Genomic DNA, 20,009 nt, shown 5'->3' on the forward strand with positions numbered 1-20,009 from the left:
CCCCTGGCCCTCCCACGCTGCGGGGGCCTCCCACGCTGCGGGGGCCTCCCACCCCACCGCGTCCTCCCGTGCCGCCGCGCCGCCCCAGGCCGCCGCCTCGCCCGCCGAACCGACAGCACCCGCGGCGCCCGCAGCACCCGCGGCACCCAGGGCACTCGCGGCGCCCGCGGGCTCCACCGGAATCACGGGCCCCACGGACCCCACAGACCCCGCGGGCCCCACCGAATCCACCGGGACGACGGGCCAGTCGGGGAGGCAGGCACGGGCCGCCGCGAGCTGCGCCGACAGGTCCGCGGCGTCGTGAGGCCGCTCCTCCGGCGCCTTCGACAGCAGCCACAGGACGACCTCCTCCAGCGGGGCGGGGAGCTCGGGCCGGTGCGCGCGGGGCGGCTCGGGTGGCGCGTCGCGGTGGCCGACGAGGACGGACCAGGCGTCCCCTCCCTTGAAGGGGGGCGCACCGGTGGCCAGTTCGTAGAGAACGCACCCGAACGAGTACAGATCGCTGCGGTGGTCGACGGCGGTTCCCGCGATCTGTTCGGGCGACATGTAGTGCGGGGTGCCCATGGCGATGCCGGTACCGGTCAGCTTGGCGGTGAAGCCGATGTCGTGGGCCAGCCGCGCGATGCCGAAGTCGCAGATCTTGACGGTGCCGTCCGCCGTGCGCATGACGTTCGCCGGCTTCAGGTCGCGGTGCACGACACCCTGGGCGTGGGTGTAGGCCAGGGCCGCGGAGACCTGCTCCGCGACGTCGAGCACCTCGGCCACCGGCAGCGGTTGCCGCTTGCTCTCCTCCAGCAACTGGCCGAGGTTGCGCCCCTCGAGCAGTTCCATGACCAGGTAGAGCAAGCCCTCGTCGTCACCGAAGTCGTGCACCACCGTGACGCCCTTGTGCTGCAACGAGGCCGCGACCCGCGCCTCGCGCCGGAAGCGCTCCCGCACCACGCGCAGGAACGCGGCATCTCCGCGCTGGGCCAGCGGTTTGAGGCACTTGACCGCCACCCTTCTGCCCAACGACTCGTCGTGCGCCCGCCACACTTCGCCCATACCGCCGCGCCCGATGAGCTCGAGCAGCCGGTAACGGTCATGGATCAGGGTGCTTGGAACCATCCCCGTCTCGCCCCCGTCGTCGCGTCCTGTGCGCGTCCCTCCCTGTCTGCCCAGTATGGCTGCCTCGTTCCTGCCCGTGTATGCCATCCGGGGGCAGGGTGTACGCCTTTGACTGGTTCGGTGCGCTGATGACGCGTTCGTACGCCGAACGGACCGCGCGGGTGGACCGCAGGGACGCTCAGCGCCGCACCCGCGGCATGCCGAGACCGATCCAGGAGATGATCTCGCGCTGGATCTCGTTGTTCCCGCCACCGAAGGTGAAGATGACGGCGCTGCGGTAGCCGCGTTCCAGCTCTCCGCCGAGCACCGCGCCCGCCGATCCCTCCTTGAGCGGCCCCGCGGCGCCGACGACCTCCATGAGCCAGGCGTAGGCGTCACGGCGCGCCTCACTGCCGTAGACCTTCGCCGCTGAGGCGTCGTGCGGCGTCAGCGTGGACTTGTCGAGCGCGTCCACCATCTGCCAGTTGAGCAGTTTCATCGCCTCCAGGCGGGCGTGCGCGCGGGCCAGGCGGGTGCGGACCCAGCCCAGGTCGATGACGCGGCGGCCGTCGGCGAGCTTGGTCCGCCGCGCCCAGCGCCGGGTGTCGGCCAGGGCGCGGACGGCCATGGTGCCGTGCGCGGCGAGCGTGACGCGCTCGTGGTTGAGCTGGGTGGTGATCAGCCGCCAGCCGCCGTTCTCCTCCCCGACGCGGCGGCTCGCCGGCACCCGCACGTTCTCGTAGTGGCTCGCCGTGGTGTCGTGGGAGGCGAGCGTGGTGATGACGGTGCACGAGTAGCCGGGGTCGCTGGTCGGTACGAGCAGCAGGGTGATGCCTTTGTGCGGCTTGGCGTGGGGATCGGTGCGCACCGCGAGCCACACCCAGTCGGCGGTGTCCCCGTTCGTGGTCCAGATCTTGTGTCCGTTGACGAGGTAGTGCCCGCTCTCGGCGTCGCCCTCGCGCACGGCGCGGGTGGTGAGGGAGGCCAGGTCGGTACCGGCCTCCGGTTCGCTGTAGCCGATGGCGAAGTCGAGCTCGCCCGCCAGGATGCGGGGCAGGAAGTATCCCTTCTGTTCGTCGGTGCCGTAGCGCATGAGGGTCGGACCGACGGTGTTGAGCGCCATCAGCGGCAGCGGCACGCCCGCCTGCGCGGCCTCGTCGAAGAAGATGAACTGTTCGACGGCGCTCATTCCCCGGCCGCCGTACTCGCGCGGCCATCCCACGCCCAGCCACCCGTCCCGGCCCAGCTGACGCACGGTGCGGCGGTAGAACCGCTTCTGGGCGGCCGGCTCGGCGTAGCGCGTGTGCGCGTCCTCGGGCACGAGCCGCGTGAAGTACTCGCGCAGTCGTTCGCGCAGCTCCTGCTGTTCGGCGGTGTAGTCGAGATACACGGCCCCTCCGCTCCACGACGGGTCCCCGTAGCGGCGCACAGAGTAGAACGCGTTGCAGCACAAGGGAATGCCCGCGGAGGGTCGGCGCCCCGTCGCCCCCCCTTTCACCCGTCCTCCTCTCTTCGTTTGCGCGGGGCCGAGGGGCTGCCAATAGTGGGCTCACCGGTGCCGCGACGGGCGGAGTCGGTGCCGCGAGAGGAGCGATCATGGCAGGCGGCTTCACGCGACGCAGCCGGTACGGTCTCGGTGTGGCTGCCTTCGCTCTGGCGCTGGGCGCCGTCGGGTGCGGCGGGGACGACGACTTCTCGCTACCCGACTGGGACGCGCCGGGCCAGAACGCCCGCGTCGGCTCGCTGATGCTGCGGTACGCCCATGTGGCCGAGCCGCGGCACGGGCCGTGGAAGCCGAAGGACGACGTGCCCGTGTACGTGTGGATCTACAACAAGGGCGACGAGGCCGACAAGCTGGTGAGCGCCCGTACGACGGCCGCCGATGCGGTCGAGGTCGTCTCCTCCGACGGCAAGCGGCGGTCGGAGGAGATCGCTCTGCCCGCACACAAGCTCACCCAACTGGAGCGCGGAAAGCCGCACCTGCTGCTGCGGAACGTGCGCAAGGTGATCAGGGGCGGGGACTACATCGAGCTCACCGTCCGGTTCCGCGACGCGGGTTCGCACACCGTCCGGGTTCCCGCACAGACGCCGAAATACGACAGCGACAGCCCCTCGCCCAGCGAGTGATCCTCTCCCGCGGTCGCCGGGCCCTCGCCCCAGTGGTGGGGTCATCTCCCCTTCGGCCGCGGGGCCAGCCAGGCCAGGGACGCGGTGACCAGGGCACGGACACCCATGTCGAGCGTGGGCTGGACGACCGGCGCGAAGCGGGAGCTGTGATTGCTGGGAATGTCCTTGTCGACGGTCCCGGCGCGCTCGGCCTTGCGATAGGTGTCGGGGTCGATGCCGCCGAGGCCCCAGTAGCTGGAGGGGCACCCGAGTCCTGCGGGGAGTTCGCCGAAGTCCTCGCTGGCCGGGACGAGGCCGACCGTCAGCGCCCGGTCCTGCCCGAAGGATGCCTCGAACGCGGCAGCGATGCGGCTGGTCGCCTCCTCGTCGTTGTCGGTGACGGAGAACTCGCTCAGGGTCTCGAACTCCGGGTCACGGTCCGCGCCGGAGGCGGCGCACTCGCTGGTCACGATCCTGCGGACGGCGGCGAGCACGCGGGTGCGTGCTTCCTCGTCGAAGGAGCGGATGTTGAGCTGGAGCTCGGCGGTGTCCGGGATGATGTTGGGCCCGCTGCCCGCCCGGATCGAGCCGACGGTGACCACGGCGGGCGTGGTGGCGGAGATCTCGCGCGCCACGACGGTCTGGAGGCGGACGACGACCATCGCCGCCAACACCACCGGGTCGATCGCACGTTCGGGCATGGAGCCGTGCGCGCCCCGCCCGTGCAGCGTGACGCGGAGACTGTCGGAGGCCGCCATCATGACGCCCGGCCTGGTCAGGACACATCCGGCGGGCGCGGGCAGCACGTGCTGGCCCAGCGCCACGTCGGGGCGCGGAATCCGCTGCGCGAGGCCGTCGTCGACCATCGCCCTGGCGCCCGAACCGTTCTCCTCGTTCGGCTGGAAGAGCACGACCAGCGTGCCCTGCCAGGCGTCGGTGCGGGACGCCAGCAGCCGGGCCGCCCCCAGCAGGCAGGTGACGTGCACGTCGTGGCCGCACGCGTGCATCACCGGATGCTCGACACCGTCGCTGTCGGTGCCGGTCGCGGTGGAGGCGTAGGGCAGGCCCGTCTGTTCGCGCACGGGCAGCGCGTCCATGTCCGCGCGCAGCAGGACGGTCGGCCCGTCGCCGTTGTGCAGCACACCGATGACGCCCGTTTGGCCGACCTCTTCGGTGACCTCGTAGTCCGACTCGTTCAGCGCCTGGGCGACATGGCCGGCCGTGCGGTGCTCCTGGAACCCGAGCTCCGGGTGCTGATGCAGGTCCTTGTAGAAACTCTCCAGACTCTCGCGGATGTCCCCGAGACCGGACAGTACGGCTTCGGCCGCCGAAGCCGTCACCGGGTCGGCGGAGTCCGCGGAACCGGCGGAGCCGGTGGGCTCAGGGGAGCCGGTGGAGTCGGTCATGTGAGGGGCCTTTCCGTGAGGGGTTTGCGGGTGTGCGGGTGCGCGTGAGGGTGTGTCCCCGCGCGGCGGTTCGGCGGCCGGGGCGGCACGGGCGCGGCCTACCTTGACGGGATGGCTGAGAGCATGACCGCCCGTGCGCAGTGTTCCGTGGTGTTCCTGGCGGCGGCGTCCGGTTCCGTCGACGCGCTGGCGCTGTCCGCGCTCGGCCACGTGTTCGCCGGAGTGATGACAGGCAACCTCGTGCTGATGGGCGTCACCGCGGGCAGCGGCGGCGAACGGGGGCTGCCCGCCGCGCTCGCCCTGGCCGGGTACGTGACGGGCACCGTGCTGGCAGCCCGGTTGTGCCGCGGCCCGCGCACCGGCACGCGGGCCGGCGGCTGGCCGCCGCGGGTGGTGGGGTGCCTGTGGTTGGAGGCCCTCCTGCTGGTCGGGTTCGCCGCGGCGGCGGCCTCCTCGGGCGGCGCCCCCGAAGGAACGTGGCGGACCGTGCTGCTGGTGACAGCGGCGACGGCGATGGGCCTGCAGTCCTCGGCCATGCTCGCGGGCGGCTCCATGGCGGCGCCGAGCACGTACTTCACCGGGACGCTCACCGCTCTGTTCGCCCAACTGCCCGCGGGTGGCCCGCCGCCCAGCACAGGGGCCGCGCTCCGGCTGGTCGCCGTCGTCTCAGGCGCGGCAGCAGCCTCGGGCCTGTGGGCCGTGGCAGCGCCCGCGGCCTTCGCGTGCCCGGTCGTGCTGCTCCTGGTGGCGCTGGCCTTCCAGCGGTCCGGAGCGGGAGGGCCTGCTCTGCCGACGGTTCGGACGGGCCGGCGGCGGGCGACGGGAGGGCGGAGGACCCCTGGAGCCGCCGGAAGGCGGCGGAAGCCGGCAGGGCGGTGGGGCTCGCGAGGGTGCGGGGCGAGCGGATGACGAGAGCCGAGGGGTGAGGGGGCGACGGGGCGAAGGCCTGCGGCCGGGTCCGTTCCCGGTGCCCGCTTCGGCGGACGTGCGCGATGTGCCACGAGAAGGGGCTTCCACCGTGAGCCCGGCAGCGACACGACCCGTTCAGGGGCGTTAGGTGATAAATCCCCCAAATGCCAGTTTCCTACCGAGCACACGATCTGTGAAGCTGGTGAAACTCATGGTGACCGTCCCCTACATCAGGAGTGCTGGTGATTCTCTCGATCTCGGGTGTCGTGCTGCTGGGCCTGATCGTCTTCCTGTTCTTCAGGAAGGACAATCTCAAGGTCTCCCACGCGCTGGTGTGCGCCCTCTTCGGCTTCTACATCGCGGGCACCGCGATGGCACCCGGCATCAAAGCGGGAGGTGAAAGCCTGGCGAGCCTGCTCGGCGGCATCAAGTTCTAGTCGAGGGCGCCGGGTCCGCAGCGAGCGGCGCGGCGGACCCGCGGCGAGCAGACCCGGGAGGAGCTGAGCGTGGGCCGGTGGGCGATGACGCCGCTGACGCGGTCACTGTCGCGGTGCGGCGCACGAGGTGCCACGCGGGGTGCGGCACGGGCGGGGGCCGACGGAGTCCTCGACGTGCTGCACCCCTTGCTGGTGCTCTGCCGCGGGGTGCGGTCCCTCACGGTCCGCGGCAGGGCCTGGTGGGAGCGCACACCCGGTGACCGGCGCGGTCCCGTGCTGTTCGCCGTCGCGGCGTGCGGCGCCCTGCTGTGGGTACTGCCCTACGGTCCTGTGCTGGCGGCGCTCGGCCTCCTTGCCGCCGCCGCGTGGTACGGGCGGGAAGGCGCGGCGAAGCCCGCAGCGGCACAGACGGGGCCCGGCGACACGGAGCGCGCGCGCCTGCGGGCGCTCTACGAGGCGCTGGTGCCCTACTTCGGGCCGGCGGACGATCCGCAGCACGAGCCGCTGTACGCGCCCGGCGGGGAGTGGGAGCGCGCCTTCGAGGAGTTCGCGTTCCGCGACGGGCGGATCAGTGACCTGCTGCTGAGCTACCCGGCCGCTTTCCTCGACGGCGAGCCCGCCGAGCGGCTGCGTGTCGAGCGGGTGCTGGCGGCCAAGACCGGCCGGGGGCGGGAGTACCGCTTCTGCTGGGACCAGGAGGGCAACCGGCTGGAGATGGCGGCACTCGAACCGCTGCCCACCGGGATCGTGGCGCAGCCGTTCGTCACGGCGCCCGGCGAGACGGTGCTCGGTTTCACGGACGGCTACGAGGTCCGGCGCACCGTTCCCGTGCACTTCCTGGGTGCGGCCGTCCCCTGCGACGTGCCGCCCGTGGTGTGGCGCACCGGGCACCGCGCGACGGAACCGCACCTGCTGGCCGTGGGAACGCCGGGGGCCGGGACGAGTTCGCTGCTGCGCTCGCTCGCGCTTCAGGCACTGCGCCGGGGCGAGGTGCTGTTCGTCGACGGCGACGGGGGCGGCGAGTTCTCCTGTTTCGCGGCGCGCCACGGGGTGCTGGGGGTGGAGTCGACGTTGCCGGGCGCGCTGTCCGCGCTGGAGTGGGCGGCGCGGGAGACGGAGCGGCGGTTGCTGGTGACCAGCCGGGCCCGGCAGCGCGGCGAGCCGGTGCCCGAGGAGGTCAGGCAGCCGTTGTGGATCCTGCTGGACCGGCCCGCGGCGCTCAGCCATCTCGCGGGCGCCGAGGAGAGGGTCGACCCGCAGCAGTTGCTGAGGGTTCCGCTGCGGCACGGCCGCGCCGCCGGAGTGACCGTCGTGGTGGCCGAGCAGTTCGACGATCTCGACATGCTGGCCGACACGGTCTTCGCGCACACCAGGGCCCGGGTGGTGCTGGGATCCGTGTCGCCCGCGGAGGCGGGGGCCGTGCTCGGTGCGGCGCCGCAGACCGGCCCCGGGGTGCAGGTGCCGCGGGGCCGGGGGTTCGCCAGGCTGGGCCAGGGACCGGTGCTGCGGCTCCAGGTGCCCGCCACACCCGACCCGTTGGACGAGACGGTGGGTGAGCCCGGGCGGGCGGCGGTCAGGGAGTTGCTGCCCGCGTCCGTGTACGAGCCCTCCCCGGCCGAAGGCGTGGGGGCCACGGCGTACCGGGTCGCCCCTCCGAGGGAGGCGGCCGGGGAGGGTCAGGCCACGTAGGAGCGGGGCACGTCGGAGGGCGTGGGGGTGCCGGAGCGTACGAGGTCGGCGGCGGCTGCGAGCCGTCCCGCGGCTTCCCTGGCGAGCGGCTCGGCGATGGTGAACGGGAGCCTGACGAACCCCTCGAAGGCGCCGTCCACCCCGAACCGGGGCCCCGACGGCACCCGTACGCCCACCTGTTCGGCCGCCTCGGCGATCCGGGACCCCGACAGGCCGCCGGTACGCACCCACAGGGTGAGGCCGCCGTGCGGCACGGTGAACTCCCAGTCGGGCAGAAGGTCGCGCACGGCTGCGGTGAGCGCTTCCCTGTTCTCCCTTGCCCTCTCGCGGCGGAGCGTGACGGCCTGTTCCCAGCCGTCCCCTGACAGCAGTTCGCTGACGGCGAGCTGTTCGAGCACGGGGCTGCCCAGGTCGGCGTAGGCGCGGGCCGCGGTGAGGCTGCGGATCACCTCGGGTGCGGCGCGGATCCAGCCGATGCGCAGCCCGGCCCAGATGGACTTGCTGACGGAGCCGACGGTGATGACGGTGGAGCCGCCCGGGTCGTAGGCCGCCATCGGCGGGGGCATCTCCAGGCCCGGGGACCCGGTAGCCGGGGTGCCGGTGGCCCCCGGCGGCCCGAGCGGCAGTTCGGCCATGGTCTCGTCGGCGATGAGGACCGTTCCCGAGGCGCGGGCCGCGCCGATCAGTTCCCGGCGCTGCTCGGCGCCGGCCAGGGCGCCGGTCGGGTTGTGGAAGTCCGCGACGACGTAGGCGAGCCGGGGCGCCGCCTCGCGCAGGGTCCGGTGCCAGGCGGGCAGGTCCCATCCCGCGAGCCGGTCGGCCATGGGCACGGGGACGAGGCGGCCACCGGTCTCGCGCAGCAGTTGCAGGATGTTGGCGTAGGAGGGGTGTTCGACGGCGACGCGCTCTCCGCGGGGCACCAGCAGCCGGGCCAGGGCACCGACCCCGCCCATGGCGCCGGTGGTGACCATGATCTGCTGCGGCATGGTGGGCACGCCGAGCGCGGTGTAGCGCGCGGCGACGGCCTCCCGCAGCACGGGCAGCCCCGCCGGGTAGTCGCCGTGGGTGTGTGCGTAGGGGGCCAGGGCGGGCAGCGCGCGCTGGAACGCCTCGCTCATGTAGGGCTCGGGGGCGGGCAGCGCGGCGCAGCCCAGGTCGATGACGGTGCCCTCGTTCTCCGGCGGGAGGGGGTCGAGTCCACGGGTGGGCAGCGGCTTGCCCGCGGGCACCGTGGTCCAACTGCCGGACCCACGGCGCGAGGCGAGGAACCCGTCGGCGCGCAGCGCTTCGAAAGCCGCGGCGACGGTGGTACGGCTCACCGACAGCGCGGACGCGAGTTCCCGCTCGGCGGGCAGCCGGGTGGCGACGGGGATACGGCCCTCCAGGACGAGCAGCCGCAGGCCGTCGGCGAGGGAGCGGTAGGCGGGCACCTTGCGGGATCCGCCGGCGGCACTCGCGCCCGGGAGCGCGCTGCCCGCGGTGAGGAGATCCCTCGCCGCCCCCTGGGTCTCCCGCCGCACCGAGTGCTGCGAGCCCAGGAGCCGTGCGAGCTGCACGGCGCCCACCGCGGAGTTCCAGTGCGCCATCTTTTCGGTCCACCTCTCCGAGATTGGCCATAGAAATGGCCTGCTTCCATGCCACAGAGTGCCACGAGACGATCCACCGGCACGAGAAGGGGTAGGTCTTTGTCCACATCGAGGGGTTCCGGCAGTTCTGGCAGGCGTCTACCCCGGCGGCTCCTCCAGCTGTACGTGGGTCTTGTGCTGTACGGGGCGAGCGCGGCGCTGATGGTCCGCGCCGAGCTGGGGCTGGATCCGTGGGACGTCTTCCACCAGGGGGTCTCCGAGCACACGGGCCTGTCCATCGGCACGGTCTCGATCATCGTCGGGGCGCTGGTGCTGCTGTTGTGGTGGCCGCTGCGGGAGCGCCCCGGTCTTGGCACGGTCTCCAACGTCTTCCTGGTCGGTCTGTCGATGGACGCCACCTTGTGGCTGCTGCCCCACGCGGACGCGCTCGTCTTCCGGATCGCCCTGCTGGTCGCCGGTGTGGTGCTGAACGGCGCCGCGACCGGCCTCTACATCTCGGCCCGCTTCGGCCCGGGGCCCCGTGACGGGCTGATGACCGGGCTGCACAAGGTCACGGGCCGCTCCATCCGGCTCGTGCGGACGGGGATCGAGGTGGCGGTTCTGATCAGCGGCATCCTGCTGGGTGGCGCCGTCGGCGTGGGGACGGTGCTGTACGCGCTGGCGATCGGCCCGCTCGCCCAGTTCTTCCTCCGCGCCTTCGCCCTGCCCGAGCAGCAGGTCGCCGCGGGCGCCGGCGTGGAGGGCGCCGCGGGCGCCGGCGTAGAGGCCGGCGTAGAGGGTGCCGCATCCTCCGGCGCGGAGGGCGCGGAGGGCGCGGAGGGCGCGAAGGGTGCGAAGGGCGCGGAGGGCGCCTCTCGGGTGGTGGCCCGGGGCGGCCGACAGCGGCGCGCGATACTGCGGCGGTGACGAACGTACGACCGACGGACGGCCGTTCCCCCGGCCCCGCGCATCCCTTCCTGGCCCACCCGACACCGCTGGCCTTCGCGCACCGGGGCGGTGCCGCCTCGGGCCTGGAAAACACCCACGCGGCCTTCGCCCGCGCCGCCGAGCTCGGCTACCGCTACCTGGAGACCGACGTCCACACCACCGCCGACGGCGCCCTGGTGGCCTTCCACGACGCGACACTGGACCGCACCACGGACGCCGACGGCCCGATCGCCGGGCTGAGCCTGACCGAGGTGCGCAGGGCCCGGGTGGCGGGCCGGGAGCCGATACCGCTCTTCGCCGACCTGCTGCGCTCGCTGCCCCGCGCGCGCTGGAACATCGACGTCAAGGCCGCGGACGCGCTCGTCCCGCTGTTGGAGTTGCTGGAGCGCGAGGACGCCTGGGACCGGGTGTGCGTCGGCTCGTTCGAAGAGGCGCGGGTGGCCAGGGCGCGGGCGCTGGCCGGGCCGCGGCTGCTGACCTCGCTGGGCACCGGCGGGGTTCTGGCCCTGCGGATGCGCGCCTACCGTCTGCCTTGGCGGCTGCCGAGGGGTGCCGGGTGCGCGCAGGTGCCCGAGCGGCACGGCCGGATACGGGTAGTGGACCGCGCCTTCGTGCGGGCTGCGCACGCGCGCGGGCTCCAGGTGCACGTGTGGACGGTCAACGACCGCGCACGCGCCGAGGCGCTGCTGGACCTGGGCGTGGACGGCATCATGACCGACCATCTGGAGATGCTGCGCGAGGTCTTCACCGAGCGCGGCGCCTGGCCGCAGGACTGAGCGAGGAGGCTGAGCGAGGAGGCTGAGCGAGGCGCCCGCCCAGGGCTCGGCGGGGCGGCGCTCAGCCGACTGCGCGGTCGAGGAAGCCGCCGACGGCACGGGCGAACCCGTCCGGGTCGTCCTCGTACAGCCAGTGGCCGCAGCCGGGGAAGGCGAGCAGTTCGGTGCGCGGGCGTGCGTCGGCCATCCGGCGGGCCACCCGCTCGGAGAGCATGAAGCTGTGCTCGGCCCGCATCAGCAGCGCGGGCTGCCTTGAGGCCCGCCACCAGGCGCTCAGGTCCCCCGCGAAGGCGCGCTGCGAGGCCATCATGTCGCCGGTGTCGCACAGCAGCCCCCAGCCGTCGTCGAACTCGGCGGCGCTGTCGAGGAAGTAGGCCGCGTCCGGAACGCCCCGCGCCTCGATGGCGGCACCGAGCGCGCCGCGGCTTTCGGCGCGGCGCGGCCACGTCGAACAGTCGAGTACGGGGTGCGCTTCGGGCTCCCGGTTGAGCACGGTCATGTCGGCGACGAGCAGGGCGCTGACCCGCTCGGGCGCCCGCGCGGCGAGAACGAAGGCGACGGCGCCGCCCATGGAGTGGCCGAGCACGGCGGCGGACGGGATCGCGAGCGCGTCCAGGAGGGCCGCGGCGTCGTCGGCGTAGGCCTCGGGAGCGTAGCTGTCCGCCCGGTCGGAGTGGCCGTGGCCGCGCTGGTCAGGGGCGAGGAGACGGTAGCGGCCGGCGAGCGCGCGGGCCAGCGGTGCGAAGATCCGGCCGCGTCCGAAGTGGCCGTGCAGGGCCAGGAGTACGGGCCCGGGTCCTTGCGAGTCGAGGTAGGTGACGCGACGGCCGCCGACGGTGGCGGTGCACTCGGCCGGTTCTGACGCGCCCTGCGGTTTCTCGCGGTCCTGTGACACGGCGGGGCACTCCTCACGGTACGGGGGCGGAGCAACGGCACGGGGGATCAGCAGGTATGAGCAGGTCCCCGGAAGGAAGGCAGGCCCGCACGGGCGTGCGGGCGTCGCTCAGCCTGCCAGACGCCCGGGCGGGAGCTCCGGGGCTTTTCCGTCGCCCGAGCGGCGGACTGTAGTCTCCCCGCACCGGTTTCGAAGATCGTCAGACGATCGGCAGAAGAGTGCCCGACGATCGGTACGGGCCGTGAAGCGGGGTACGGGGAGGAACGGAATGGGCGCGGTCACGGCACAGGCACCACAGGGCGAAGACGACGCGGAGCCCGGCGCGTTCGGTGACGCACGCGAGCGGCGGCGCGAGCAGCGCGGCTGGTACTTCTACGACTGGGCGAACTCCGTCTTCTCCACCAGCGTGCTCACCGTCTTCCTCGGCCCGTACCTGACCGAGGTGACCAAAGCGGCGGCGGACGCGGACGGGTACGTGCACCCGCTGGGTATCCCGGTGCGCGCCGGTTCCTTCTTCCCGTACGCGGTCTCGGCCTCGGTGCTGCTGTCGGTGCTCGTGATGCCGCTGGCCGCCGCGTTCGCCGACCGCACCGGACGCAAGAAGCCGCTGCTGGGGGCCGCGGCCTACCTGGGCGCCGGAGCGACCACGGGCATGTACTTCCTGGACGGCGACCGCTATCTGCTCGGCGGTGTGCTGCTGGTGGTCGCCAACGTCAGTTTCGCCGTCTCGGTCGTGCTCTACCACGCCTTCCTGCCGCAGATCGCGCCGCCCGAGGAGCGCGACGCGGTCTCCTCACGAGGCTGGGCGTTCGGCTACGGCTCCGGGGCGCTCGTGCTGGTGGCGAACCTGGGCCTGTTCCTGGGCCACGACGCGCTGGGCGTGGCCGAGTCGGTGGCCGTCCGGATCTGCCTGGCCTCGGCGGGCCTGTGGTGGGCCGTCTTCACCGTCGTGCCGCTGCTGCGACTGCGTGAGCGGCCCGTCGCCGCACGGCCCGGAGCGGGGCGCGCCTCCCTCGGCCAGGGGTTCCGCCAGTTGGCCGGAACGCTGCGGCATCTGCGCCGCTACCCGCTGACCCTGCTCTTCCTGCTCGCGTACCTGCTCTACAACGACGGCATCCAGACCGTGATCACCCAGGCGTCGGTCTACGGCTCCGAGGGCCTCGGGCTCGACCAGACGACGCTGATCGGCGCCATCCTGCTGGTGCAGGTGCTCGCGGTGGCGGGCGCGCTGCTGCTGGGCAGGATCGCGGCCAGGTACGGCGCCAAGCGCACCATTCTGGGCTCACTCGTGGCCTGGACGGTGACGGTGGCCGCGGGCTACTTCCTGCCCCGCGAGGAACCGGTGTGGTTCTACGCGCTGGCGGTCGGTATCGGTCTGGTCCTGGGCGGCAGCCAGGCGCTGTCCCGCTCGCTCTTCTCGCATCTGGTGCCCGCGGGCAAGGAGGCGGAGTACTTCGCGCTGTACGAGATCAGCGACCGCGGCACCAGCTGGCTGGGCCCGTTGGTGTTCGGTCTCGCCTACCAGCTGACGGGCGAGTACCGGTACGCGATCCTGTCGCTGGTGGTCTTCTTCGCCCTCGGTTTCGTCCTGCTGGCGCGGGTACCCGTACGGCGTGCGGCGGCGGCCGTGGGCAATGCCGCACCGGGACGGATTTAGACCTGAGGGTGCCGGGCCGGTAGTGTACGCGTTTGGCCCACCGGACTGACCGTTACTGCATGCAGAAGAGATGCGAACAGTGGGTGACATCTCCTGTCATTTGTGACAAACCGGTCATCGGTGGGTACCGCAGATCAACGAAGCGGCGGCACGAGGAGCAGCGGCGTGCGGCCCCTCCGTCACGAGTGGAGGAGCGTGACGGGTGGGTGATCTCCCCACGCGGGAATCTTCACCGGCGGCCGGACGTTGACCGGATGACGACGACAGCGACACCTGTCCTGTGGGCGACCAGCCCGGGAGGCACGAATTCATGAGTGAGCGAGCTCTTCGCGGCACGCGACTCGTGGTGACCAGCTACGAGACCGACCGCGGTATCGACCTGGCTCCGCGCCAGGCCGTGGAGTACGCATGCCAGAACGGACATCGTTTCGAGATGCCGTTCTCGGTAGAGGCCGAGATTCCGTCCGAGTGGGAGTGCAAGGTGTGCGGCGCACAGGCTCTCCTGGTCGACGGCGAGGGTCCTGAGGAGAAAAAGAGCAAGCCCGCGCGTACGCACTGGGACATGCTCATGGAGCGGCGCACCCGCGAGGAGCTCGAGGAGGTCCTCGCCGAGCGGCTCGCCGTGCTGCGTTCGGGCACCATGAACCTCGCGGTGCACCCCCGTGACGACAGCGGGAACAAGCGCAAGTCCGCCTGACCCCCGTCGGCCAAGGCGCCGAGCGCACGGCAAAAAGGGGCCCGGCCCACGCGAGCGAAGCGTGGGCCGGGCCCCTTTCGTGTGCCCGGACTGCGTGGACCCCTCGTACATCCGTCCGGTCCGGGCCTACGTGCCCGGACCGGTCACGACACGAACGGCGCTCAGCGCCCCTGCTCCCCGCCGCGCCCCCGCTCGGTGTCGCGCCCGTGCTCCCCGCCGCGCCCCTGGGGCTCGTCGTCGCGTACGACCTCTCCCTGGACGACCTTGCCGTCGGGACGGTGCATGCGCGCCTGCTGCTCGGCCGCCCGCGCCTGCTGGTAGGTGTCGCCGAGGCCGCCGGGGGTGAAGCCGCTGCGCCGCTGAAGGAACCGCTCGGTGGTGCCGCGCAGCAGCTTGGCGGTCGGCGGGAAGAGGCACAGCAGCCCGGCCACGTCCGTCAGCAGGCCCGGAATCATCAGCAGCAGACCACCCAGCATGGCGGTGCCGTTCCCGCCGCGGCTGTGCGCTGCGGGCTTCTCCTCGGAGGCCGTGTCGTCCGACCGGCCCTGGGCCCTGGCCTGGTCCTGGGCGCGCTGCACCGTGTCGGCGAGGTTGCGCCAGGCGCGGCGGCCCGCTCGCTTGATCACGGCCGAGCCCAGCACCAGGCCCGCGACCAGCACCAGGAACACCGTGAACCCGCCGGCCGCGTCCCCCACCAGGATCAGCAGCCAGATCTCCAGCACGATCCACGCCGCGACGGCCAGCGGTACCAGCGTCCGGGCCCGGGAGCGGGGCGGCCTGGGCGGAGGGGTACCGTCGCCACCGGACCCGGCGCCTTGCCCCGGGCCGCCGCCGGCACCGCCCGCGTCCTGTCCGGAGGGCCCGTACGGAAAGGGTGCACGCGTCGTCATGTCTCCAGTGTGCCTGGCGACGCGTAGGGCCGTGGTCAGTGCTCCTTGCGGTGGGTGACCTTCTTGACCCGGTCCTCGACACCCCACGCCGCGATCCGCCACAGGGCCTCCGCCATGATGTCGCGGCTCATCTTCGAGTCGCCGCGCTCCCGCTCGACGAAGGTGATCGGCACCTCCACCACGTGGTAGCCGGCGTGCACGGTGCGCCGGGTGAGGTCGACCTGGAAGCAGTAGCCCTGGGAGGTGATGGCGTCCATGTCGATGCCCTCCAGCGTCTCCTTGCGGAAGGCGCGGAAGCCCGCCGTCACGTCCCGCACGTCCACGTCCAGGAGCAGCCGCGAGTACGTGCTGGCGCCCCGGGAGAGGAACTCGCGGGACTTGGGCCAGTTGACGATACGGCCACCGGGCACCCAGCGGGACCCGATGACCAGGTCGGCGCCGCCCAGCGCGGTCAGCAGCCGGGGCAGCTCCTCGGGCGGGTGGGAGCCGTCGGCGTCCATCTCGACCAGCACGCCGTAGCCGGCCTCGATGCCCCAGCGGAAGCCCGCCAGGTAGGCGGCGCCCAGGCCCTCCTTGCCCTTGCGGTGCAGCACGTGCACGTGGGCGTCCTCGGCGGCGAGCTCGTCGGCGATCTTGCCGGTGCCGTCCGGGCTGTTGTCGTCGGCGACGAGGACGTGCGCCTCGGGCACGGCCTCGCGCACCCGGGAGACGACGGGCCCCAGGTTGTCGGCCTCGTTGTAGGTCGGAATGATGACCAGGGCTGTGCCGAGGGGGCCGTACCGCCGCTGTCCGCCGTCCGTCACTGGTGCTGCCCCTCCGTTTGAGCCTGTCGGTCCTGCTGGTCGTGGTCGGTGCCTTCCGGGCCTTCCCCCTGCCCGCCGGCTGCCGCGGCGGCCGTGGTCGTGGCCGCACCGGCGCGTGCGCCGCGCTTTCTGCGGCCGAGGAGCCAGGCCCCGGCGCAGGCGAGCACGCCCACGATAGCGATCACCCACTCGGGAGCCGCACCGACGCGGTCGGCGACGGTGAGATCGTCCCGCAGCGGGAGCGTGCCCGTGAGCACGTCCTGGGTGAACTCCTCCGTCCGCTGCGTGACGGTGCCGTCGGGCGCGACGATGGCGCTGATGCCGCTGGTCGCCGCCGTCACCACGGCGCGCCCGTGCTCGATGGCGCGCAGCTTGGACATCACCAACTGCTGCTCGGGCTGGCCTGTGTTGCCGTAGGTCGCGTTGTTGGTCTGGACGACGAGCGCGCGGGCGCCGTCCTTGACGGTGTCCCGGGGGATCTCGTCGTAGGCGACCTCGAAGCAGATGACGTCGCCCAGCCGCGCGGGTCCCGTCTGGAGCACTCCGGTGTGATCGCCCGGGTAGAAGTCCCTGGGGATCTGCTGGAGCCGCGTGATGACCTTGCTGAGCTGGTCGCGGAAGGGCACGTACTCGCCGAACGGCACCGGGTGCTGCTTGGTGTAGGAGGCGCCTGGCCCCTTCTTCGGGTCCCAGACGATGCCCTGGTTCTCGACGTAGCCCTGCTTGGTGGGGTGGTCGACGAGAGCCCCGACGAGGACGGGGACGCCGACGGCCTTGACGGCCTCGTCGATGCGGTCGCCCGCCTCGGGGTACTTGTAGGGGTCGAGGTCGGAGGAGTTCTCCGGCCAGATCACCAGGTCCGGCTTCGGCTCCTTGCCCTGCTTGATCCGCTCGGCGAGGTCGAGGGTGGCCTCGACGTGGTTGTTGAGGATCTGCATGGGCCGGCCGAGGAAGTCCATGCCCGGCTGCTGCACGTTGCCCTGGACGACGGCGATGCGGGCCGTGTCGGCGGCCTTGGTCGGTACCGGCACGGCGAACCCGGCCACGGTGACGGCAGCCGCCAGGGCGAGGACGCCGAGCCCGGTGAGGTAGGCGCGGGCGGTGCGGGCGGTGGCCGGACGCAGCCGCCAGGCGGTGAGCGCGGCGGCGGCCAGGAGGGCCCCCGTCAGCGCGACCGCGAAGGTGACGAGGGGGGCGCCGCCGAGTGCGGCCAGCGGGGTGAAGGGCGAGCCGGTGTTCGCGAAGGCGAGGCGTCCCCAGGGGAAGCCCCCGAACGGGACGCGGTCGCGCAGGAACTCCTCGGTCACCCACAGGCAGGCGCCCCACAGCGGCCAGGCCGGCAGTCGCGAGGTGAGCGCGAGCCCGGCGCCGAGGCCGAGCACGAACAGCCCCTGCAGGAAGGCGAGCCCGATCACCGCGTCCCAGCCGACGACGTGCAGCCACGTGAGCAGGACGAGGAAGAAGGGCCAGCCGAACGCCAGACCCGACCACGCGCCCTGGCGGCCCGTCCGTCCCCGGGTGAGCAGGCTCAGCGCGGCGACGGCCACCAGCGAGAGCGGCCAGACGTCGTAGGGCGGGAACGCGAGCGCGAGCGCCACTCCGCTGAGGGCCGCCAGCGCCGTGCGCCGCCACTCCCGCCGTGCCAGCGCCGCCAGCCGCCGCAGCCGACCGGGGCGGTCGGCCCGGACGGGGCGGTCGGTGTCCGGCGGAACGTCACTGCTCGCGGCGCTCCCTTCCGCCGGCGCGGTCGCCCCCGCCTCCCGGGTCGGCGGCTCGGCGTGCGCCGCGCTCTCGCCCTCGGGCGCGCCGCGGGGCGCGGCGGGTGCCGCCTGGCGCTCCCGGGAGCCGTCCGGGGCGGAGGCGGGGGTGGTGTCGGGGCCCGATGCCAAGGTCGCGGCCTTCCTAGCAGGTCGTGCGGTGCGGGTCGTGCGGTGGTGAGGTGACCGTACAACGCGCGAGGGCCGCGAGGGGGCCCGGGAGGCGTAAAGCCGTGGGCGCGCGGGCGCGGAGGGGACCGGAGGGGCGGATCTGCGGATCGGGGCCCGGCGCCCTTCGGGCCGACCTGGGACCCGCTGGCTGCGGATCTACCGAAAGCCGTTGTCTACTGAGCGTCCGGGCCCCGTCCCGGGTCACACCCGCCGGCCGGCGAAGCGCGTCTCGCCCCGTGCCGTCGGCGCTGGACCTGGCTCGCAGCGGTGGTGCGCCGGTGCGGTACACCACCCCTGGCCCAGCGGGGTTCGACGACAGCGCGGAAGCTCCCCGGTCGGACGTCCTGTTGGTGGACGCGGCCGAACCTACCGGGCTCCGGGCGTTCGTTGTCAACAGCCCGCCTACCTGGGGTGTTTCGGCAAATCAGCAGGTCAGTAGCGAGGAGAGAACCCTGGCACGGCGAACGGAGGGGATCTCGTTCAGCCGTATCCCGCCACCGAGATCACTCGTCCGGCCGTGCGTAGACCGTACGTCCGGCGACCACCGTCCGCAGGCAGACGGGGATGTCGCCGCCCGGTGTCAGGTCGGGCAGTCCCGGCGTGCCGGAGCGCGGGTCGGTGGACCAGTTGGCCACCCGGGTGTCGGGGGCCTGGACGATGAGCGGCCCGGTGCGCCACACCGCGTAGTCGGCCGGTGCTCCGGGGACGAGAACGCCCGCGTCGTCACGGCCGAGGGCGCGCCAGCCGCCGCGGGTGTGGGCGGTGAAGGCGCCGCGCACGGAGATCCGGTGCGCGTGGGTGCGGTGGAAGGCGGCGGCCCGGACGGTCTCCCAGGGGCCGAGCGGGGTGACGGGGCTGTCGGAGCCCAGCGCGAGGGGCACCCCGGCGCGCAGCAGTGCCGCGTACGGGTTGAGGGTGGCGGCCCGTTCGGCGCCCAGGCGCCGCGCGTACATGCCGTCCGCGCCGCCCCAGGCCGCGTCGAAGCCCGGCTGCACGGAGGCGGTGAGGGCGAGGTCCGCGAAGTCGGCGACGGTGGCCTCCGTCAGCATCTCTGCGTGCTCGACGCGGTGCCGGGCGGCCCGCACGCGAGCCGTGCCGACGCTCTCCGCGGCACGGCGCACGCCGTCGGTGACGGACCGGATCGCGGCGTCGCCGATGGCGTGGAACCCGGCTTGCAGCCCTGCCTCGGTGCAGGCGGCGACGTGGGCGGCGACGGTGGCGGCGTCCAGTTGGCCGTTTCCCGTGGTGCGGGGCGCGTCCGCGTACGGGGAGCACAGGTGCGCGGTGTGCGAGCCGAGGGAGCCGTCGGCGAAGAGGTCACCCGCGGCGCCGAGCGCCCCGAGCTCCCTGACCCGGTCCGCGTCCTTTGCGGACGTGACGAGTTCCGCCCAGTACCCGAAGACCCGTGGTCCCGCTTCGTCGGCGGCGAGCGCCAGGAGGGAGGTGAAGTCGTCCTCACCCGAGATGTCGGGGCCCGCGCACTCGTGGAGCGCGCCGATGCCGAGCGAGGCGGCGTGCTCCCGTGCGGCCCGCTGGGCCTCGGCGCGCTGTCCGGGCGTGAGGGTGGCATGTGCGGCCTCCCGTACGGCGTGGTGCGCGTCGCCCGTCAGGGGCGCGTCGGGGCTGTACCCCGCCCGGGTGGCGATGTCCGGCACCAGGTCGAGCATCGCCGTGGTGGCGAGGGCCGAGTGGACGTCGATCCGGGTCAGGTAGAGCGGGCGTCCGCCGGTCGCCTGGTCGAGTTCGGCGCGGCCGGGGTGGCGCTGCTCGGGCCAGGCGCTCGCGTCCCATCCCGTGCCCAGCAGCACCCGGTCGTGCGGCCGGGCCTCGGCGTACGCGCGGACGCGTGCGAGCGCGTCGGTGAGCGTGCGCGCGTGGGACAGGTCGAGGCCCGTCAGCGCCAGTCCGGTCGCCGTGGTGTGGACGTGCGCGTCGGTGAACGCGGGGGTGACGAGGGCGCCGTCGAGGAAGACGACCTCGTCGACGTTCTCGGCGAACGAGTCGGCAGCGCCCTCCGAACCGATCCAGGCGATGCGCTCGCCCTCCACCACCATCGCGGTCGCGAACGGGTCGGCGGGGCTGTGGACCTCGCCGCCGCGCAGCAGCAGGGTGCGGGGCGTGGCGGGGGTGGTGCTGTCGCTCATGGGGACAGTCTCCCGCTTGGGTGTGGACGTGCGCGTCGGTGAACGCGGGGGTGACGAGGGCGCCGTCGAGGAA

The 20,009-nt window shown here is 73.2% G+C and carries 17 protein-coding genes; 8 read left to right on the top strand and 9 right to left on the bottom strand.

Translation table 11 applies throughout. The features are described from left to right. On the bottom strand, positions 1-1,107 hold a 1,107-nt coding region (locus AB8Z75_RS15930), incomplete at its 3' end, for a serine/threonine-protein kinase (protein WP_369202428.1). A gap of 178 nt (positions 1,108-1,285) precedes the next feature. After that, complete coding sequence (locus AB8Z75_RS15935) at positions 1,286-2,476, bottom strand: acyl-CoA dehydrogenase family protein (protein WP_369202430.1); 1,191 nt, start codon at positions 2,474-2,476, stop codon at positions 1,286-1,288. Between the two features lie 248 nt (positions 2,477-2,724). Between AB8Z75_RS15935 and AB8Z75_RS15940 the strand changes: the two genes are divergently transcribed. After that, entirely contained in the window at positions 2,725-3,213 is a 489-nt protein-coding gene (locus AB8Z75_RS15940; RefSeq protein ID WP_369202432.1) for a copper chaperone PCu(A)C, read from the top strand. Positions 3,214-3,254: 41 nt separating this feature from the next. Here the strand turns inward: AB8Z75_RS15940 and AB8Z75_RS15945 are convergent, their stop codons facing one another. Further along, positions 3,255-4,598: a M20 family metallopeptidase gene (locus AB8Z75_RS15945; RefSeq protein ID WP_369202434.1), complete on the bottom strand. Its 1,344-nt coding sequence runs from the start codon at positions 4,596-4,598 to the stop codon at positions 3,255-3,257. Between the two features lie 111 nt (positions 4,599-4,709). Between AB8Z75_RS15945 and AB8Z75_RS15950 the strand changes: the two genes are divergently transcribed. From AB8Z75_RS15950 to AB8Z75_RS15960, 3 genes are all read left to right on the top strand, one after another. After that, positions 4,710-5,507, top strand: a complete 798-nt coding sequence (locus tag AB8Z75_RS15950) for a YoaK family protein (protein ID WP_369202436.1) — start codon at positions 4,710-4,712, stop codon at positions 5,505-5,507. 242 nt (positions 5,508-5,749) lie between these two features. Beyond that, on the top strand, positions 5,750-5,944 hold the full coding sequence (locus AB8Z75_RS15955) for a hypothetical protein (RefSeq protein WP_114015052.1): 195 nt from the start codon (positions 5,750-5,752) through the stop codon (positions 5,942-5,944). Between the two features lie 84 nt (positions 5,945-6,028). After that, the gene (locus tag AB8Z75_RS15960; protein ID WP_369202454.1) at positions 6,029-7,633 is read left to right on the top strand and encodes a hypothetical protein; all 1,605 of its coding nucleotides are present in this window, start codon (positions 6,029-6,031) and stop codon (positions 7,631-7,633) included. Here the strand turns inward: AB8Z75_RS15960 and AB8Z75_RS15965 are convergent. Beyond that, positions 7,621-9,219, bottom strand: a complete 1,599-nt coding sequence (locus AB8Z75_RS15965; protein WP_369202438.1) for a PLP-dependent aminotransferase family protein — start codon at positions 9,217-9,219, stop codon at positions 7,621-7,623. The genes AB8Z75_RS15960 and AB8Z75_RS15965 overlap by 13 nt on opposite strands. Before the next feature lie 201 nt (positions 9,220-9,420). Here AB8Z75_RS15965 and AB8Z75_RS15970 point away from each other — a divergent pair, with 201 nt between their 5' ends. Together AB8Z75_RS15970 and AB8Z75_RS15975 are read left to right on the top strand one after the other, a co-directional pair. After that, positions 9,421-10,125 (top strand): YitT family protein, encoded by a 705-nt coding sequence (locus AB8Z75_RS15970; RefSeq protein ID WP_369202456.1) that lies wholly within the window; start codon positions 9,421-9,423, stop codon positions 10,123-10,125. After that, on the top strand, positions 10,122-10,922 hold the full coding sequence (locus AB8Z75_RS15975; protein ID WP_369202440.1) for a glycerophosphodiester phosphodiesterase: 801 nt from the start codon (positions 10,122-10,124) through the stop codon (positions 10,920-10,922). Before AB8Z75_RS15970 ends, AB8Z75_RS15975 begins: the two co-directional genes overlap by 4 nt. A gap of 61 nt (positions 10,923-10,983) precedes the next feature. Here the strand turns inward: AB8Z75_RS15975 and AB8Z75_RS15980 are convergent, their stop codons facing one another. Then, positions 10,984-11,817, bottom strand: coding sequence for an alpha/beta fold hydrolase (locus tag AB8Z75_RS15980; protein ID WP_369202442.1), 834 nt, complete (start codon positions 11,815-11,817; stop codon positions 10,984-10,986). 268 nt (positions 11,818-12,085) lie between these two features. Here AB8Z75_RS15980 and AB8Z75_RS15985 point away from each other — a divergent pair, with 268 nt between their 5' ends. Then, a complete protein-coding gene (locus AB8Z75_RS15985) occupies positions 12,086-13,474 on the top strand; it encodes an MFS transporter (RefSeq protein WP_369202444.1) in 1,389 nt (462 codons plus the stop codon). Positions 13,475-13,784: 310 nt separating this feature from the next. Further along, on the top strand, positions 13,785-14,171 hold the full coding sequence (locus AB8Z75_RS15990) for an RNA polymerase-binding protein RbpA (protein ID WP_114015047.1): 387 nt from the start codon (positions 13,785-13,787) through the stop codon (positions 14,169-14,171). 161 nt (positions 14,172-14,332) lie between these two features. Here the strand turns inward: AB8Z75_RS15990 and fxsA are convergent, their stop codons facing one another. The 4 genes from fxsA to AB8Z75_RS16010 all read right to left on the bottom strand — a co-directional run bounded on the left by fxsA (position 14,333) and on the right by AB8Z75_RS16010 (position 19,936). Next, entirely contained in the window at positions 14,333-15,061 is a 729-nt protein-coding gene (fxsA, locus tag AB8Z75_RS15995; protein WP_369202446.1) for an FxsA family membrane protein, read from the bottom strand. 35 nt (positions 15,062-15,096) lie between these two features. Then, the gene (locus AB8Z75_RS16000; protein WP_369202448.1) at positions 15,097-15,864 is read right to left on the bottom strand and encodes a polyprenol monophosphomannose synthase; all 768 of its coding nucleotides are present in this window, start codon (positions 15,862-15,864) and stop codon (positions 15,097-15,099) included. Further along, positions 15,861-17,753, bottom strand: coding sequence for an apolipoprotein N-acyltransferase (lnt, locus tag AB8Z75_RS16005; RefSeq protein ID WP_369202450.1), 1,893 nt, complete (start codon positions 17,751-17,753; stop codon positions 15,861-15,863). Before lnt ends, AB8Z75_RS16000 begins: the two co-directional genes overlap by 4 nt. 542 nt (positions 17,754-18,295) lie before the next feature. Continuing rightward, positions 18,296-19,936, bottom strand: a complete 1,641-nt coding sequence (locus AB8Z75_RS16010) for an amidohydrolase (RefSeq protein WP_369202452.1) — start codon at positions 19,934-19,936, stop codon at positions 18,296-18,298. Positions 19,937-20,009: the final 73 nt, after the last annotated feature.

The sequence above is a fragment of the Streptomyces sp. PU-14G genome (assembly GCF_041028275.1).
Classification (GTDB): domain Bacteria; phylum Actinomycetota; class Actinomycetes; order Streptomycetales; family Streptomycetaceae; genus Streptomyces.

What these genes read in the sequence shown, in the direction of transcription:
- AB8Z75_RS15945 (WP_369202434.1), bottom strand. Translation starts at nt 4,598, where the DNA reads ATGACCGACTCCACCGGCTCCCCTGAGCCCACCGGCTCCGCCGGTTCC.
- AB8Z75_RS15950 (WP_369202436.1), top strand. Translation starts at nt 4,710, where the DNA reads ATGGCTGAGAGCATGACCGCCCGTGCGCAGTGTTCCGTGGTGTTCCTG.
- AB8Z75_RS15960 (WP_369202454.1), top strand. Translation starts at nt 6,029, where the DNA reads ATGACGCCGCTGACGCGGTCACTGTCGCGGTGCGGCGCACGAGGTGCC.
- AB8Z75_RS15965 (WP_369202438.1), bottom strand. Translation starts at nt 9,219, where the DNA reads ATGGCGCACTGGAACTCCGCGGTGGGCGCCGTGCAGCTCGCACGGCTC.
- AB8Z75_RS15970 (WP_369202456.1), top strand. Translation starts at nt 9,421, where the DNA reads ATGGTCCGCGCCGAGCTGGGGCTGGATCCGTGGGACGTCTTCCACCAG.
- AB8Z75_RS15985 (WP_369202444.1), top strand. Translation starts at nt 12,086, where the DNA reads ATGGGCGCGGTCACGGCACAGGCACCACAGGGCGAAGACGACGCGGAG.
- AB8Z75_RS15990 (WP_114015047.1), top strand. Translation starts at nt 13,785, where the DNA reads ATGAGTGAGCGAGCTCTTCGCGGCACGCGACTCGTGGTGACCAGCTAC.
- fxsA (WP_369202446.1), bottom strand. Translation starts at nt 15,061, where the DNA reads ATGACGACGCGTGCACCCTTTCCGTACGGGCCCTCCGGACAGGACGCG.
- AB8Z75_RS16010 (WP_369202452.1), bottom strand. Translation starts at nt 19,936, where the DNA reads ATGAGCGACAGCACCACCCCCGCCACGCCCCGCACCCTGCTGCTGCGC.